This is a genomic window from Mesorhizobium sp. M2C.T.Ca.TU.002.02.1.1, assembly GCF_003997225.1.
This window is the reverse complement of record NZ_RZTO01000730.1, coordinates 1-3,128: the sequence shown is the minus strand read 5'-3', so window position 1 is coordinate 3,128 and position 3,128 is coordinate 1. Positions and strand designations below refer to the sequence as shown.

Annotated in this window: 2 protein-coding genes; one reads left to right on the top strand and one right to left on the bottom strand. The window is 65.8% G+C overall.

The window, feature by feature from the left end; genetic code table 11:
- The coding region (locus tag EOD07_RS28415; RefSeq protein WP_127237735.1) for an efflux RND transporter permease subunit at positions 1–2,523 on the top strand (2,523 nt) is incomplete at its 5' end.
- Between the two features lie 6 nt (positions 2,524–2,529).
- Here EOD07_RS28415 and EOD07_RS37855 read toward each other — a convergent pair.
- Positions 2,530–3,128: F420-dependent NADP oxidoreductase (locus EOD07_RS37855; protein WP_164772614.1), on the bottom strand; the 599-nt coding region annotated here is incomplete at its 5' end.

The following is a 3,128-nucleotide window of genomic DNA, read 5'->3' as shown; positions in this document are numbered from 1 at the left end:
GACCAGGCGAGTCACGCCGCCGATTTTCGCGATCTGGTCATCGCCTGGCGCAACAATGCGGCGGTCAGGCTGCGCGACATCGCCGATGTCGAGGATTCCGTCGAGGACGTGCGCAATCTCGGCCTCGCCAATGGCGAGCCGGCGGTGCTCCTGGTGCTCTACCGCGAGCCCAACGCCAACATCATCGAGACCGTCGACCGCGTGCGCGCGCTGATCCCGACGCTGCAGGCCTCCGTGCCGGCCGATGCGCGGCTCAGCGTCGCGACCGACGGCTCGACCACGATACGCGGCTCGCTGCACGACACCGAGCTGACTTTGGCGCTGGCGGTGCTGCTCGTCATCCTTGTCGTGTTCTGCTTCCTGCGCGACTGGCGCGCGGCATTGATCCCCAGCGTGGCGCTGGTCGTCTCGATCCTCGGCACCTTCGGCGCGATGTACCTGCTCGGCTTCACCCTCGACAATCTGTCGCTGATGGCGCTCACCATCGCCACCGGCTTCGTCGTGGACGACGCCATCGTGGTCTTGGAAAACATCACGCGCCACATCGAGGACGGCATGCCGCGCGGCAGGGCAGCGCTCGTCGGCGCCAGGGAAGTCGGCTTCACGGTGCTGTCGATGAGCGCCTCGCTGGTCGCCGTCTTCCTGCCGATCCTGTTGATGGGCGGCATACTCGGCCGCCTGTTCCAGGAATTCGCCCTGACCTTGTCGCTGTCGAGCGCGATTTCGCTAATCCTGTCGCTGACGGTGACGCCGATGATGTGCGCGCATTTCCTGCGCCCGGGCGCAATCCCGTCGACGAGGCGCTCGTTCCTCGCCCGCTTCGGCGAAGGCGTCTTCGAGCTCGTCCGCGCCTTCTACGGACGTTCGCTTGGCTGGTCGCTCGACAATTCGGAAATCATGCTCGTGGTGCTTTTCGCGGCCATCGTCTTCAACGTCTATCTCTACACGGTAGTGCCGAAGGGCTTCTTCCCGCAGCAGGATACCGGCGAGCTGATGGGCGGCCTGCGCGCCGACCAGGCCATCTCTTTCCAACTGATGCGGCGGAAATTCGAGCGGCTGGAAGCGATCCTGAAGAGCGATCCGGCGGTCGAGAACGTCGTCGGCTTTATCGGCGGACGGCAGACCAATTCCGGCTTCGTCCAGGTCGCCCTGAAACCGAAGGGCGAGCGGGCGCCGCTGCAGGTGGTGCTTACCAGGCTGCGCGCGCAGCTCGGGCAATTGCCCGGCGCGCAGCTCTTCCTCAATCCGCGCCAGGAGATCAGGGTCGGCGGCCGCCAGAGCCTTGCGACCTACCAATACACGCTGCAGGCCGACACGACCGCCGATCTCGATCAATGGACGCCGAAGCTGGTCGATCTGCTGAAGCACGCGCCTGAGCTCACCGACGTCAACTCCGACCGCGACGAGGCCGGCCTCGAGACCAACATCGCGGTCGACCGCGAGAGTGCGGCACGCCTCGGCCTGACGCCCGCCAGCATCGATGCCACGCTCTACGATGCTTTCGGCCAGCGCCAGGTGTCGACCATCTTCAACGCCCGCAACCAGTACCATGTCGTCATGGAGGTCGCGCCGCGCTACCTGCAGGACCCAAGCGCGTTGAACGGCATCTATGTCAGCACGTCCGGCGCCACGGCCAGCGGCACGCAGGCAACCAACGCCTTGGCTGGCAGCCTGACGGGTTCGCTGCGGAACCAGGCCACCAACGCCATTGCCGTCACCGGCCATGGCAGCGCCTCGAGCGGCGCGGCGGTCAGCACCTCGGCCGAGAAGATGGTGCCTCTGGCCGCCTTCAGCACCTATGGGCCGGCGACCATGCCGCTCTCGGTCAACCACCAGGGCCATTTCGTCGCCACGACGATCTCGTTCAACCTTGCCGAGGGCGCGACGCTCGGCGACGCTTCGGCCGCGATCGACCGCGCCATGGCCGAGCTGAAAATGCCGGTCACGATCCATGGCTCCCTGGCCGGCACCGCGCTCGCCTACCGCGCCAACCTGCTCAACGAATTGCTTCTGATCGCCGCCGCGCTCGCGACGATCTATGTCGTGCTCGGCGTGCTCTATGAAAGCTATGTCCACCCGATCGCCATTCTGTCGACGCTGCCGTCGGCGGGCATCGGCGCGCTGCTCGCGCTCATCGTCACCGGCATGGAGTTCGACGTGATCTCGCTGATCGGCATCATCCTGCTGATCGGCATCGTCAAGAAGAACGCCATCATGATGATCGACATGGCGTTGCAGGCCGAACGTCAGGAAGGGCTGTCGGCCCGCGCGGCCATCCACAAGGCGAGCGTCCAGCGCTTCCGGCCGATCATGATGACGACCTTCGCCGCATTGCTCGGCGCGTTGCCGCTGGCGATCGAAACCGGCACGGGCGCGGAACTGCGCCAGCCGCTCGGCGCGGCGATCGTCGGCGGCCTCATCGTCTCGCAGCTCCTGACGCTCTACACCACGCCGGTCGTCTATCTCTATCTGGACAGGCTCAGCGCCCGTCGACCGTCGCCTCGGCTCGCTCCGGCGGAGTAATCCCGATCACCCGCCGGCAATACGCTGGTGCACCCGGCAGAGGACTTCCGCAAAAGTCTCGAACGTGCCGTGCTCGGTCAGCTCGCGCAGCACCTGTTCGTTGATGCCGCCGCGCGTCGTGTACTCCTGCGACAGATGCATGAAATCTTTCTCCGGCACGGTGTCGGACGCGTTGGCCAGCGCCTTGTAGATGCTGGTGATATAAGCGCGGCTCTTGTCTCCAGCCACACCCTGGCTGCGCACAAAGGTGTCGATCGTACCGAGATATTTGAAATAGCTGGCGTAGTTCGCGGTGACGACGCTGAGCGCGTCGAACTCGGCCTGGTCCCCGACCTCAATCGCTCCGCCCAGCCTGCCGAAGAACGCCGCCATGATCGGGTCCGGCGGGCAGATGATCGTCGCGCCCTGCAGGCGGGCGATCATCGGCATCGGCAGCGCCTTGCCGACACGCGCCGCCGGCGCCACGAGGCCGGCGATCTCCTCAAGCGATATCGTGGCGATGAGGCTGACAACATGATGGTCCGGCCGGAACCGCAGTTCCTTGAGCACCTCGTGCGCGATCTGCGGCCGCACCGCCAGCATGACGGTGTCGCACTGGTCAAGCA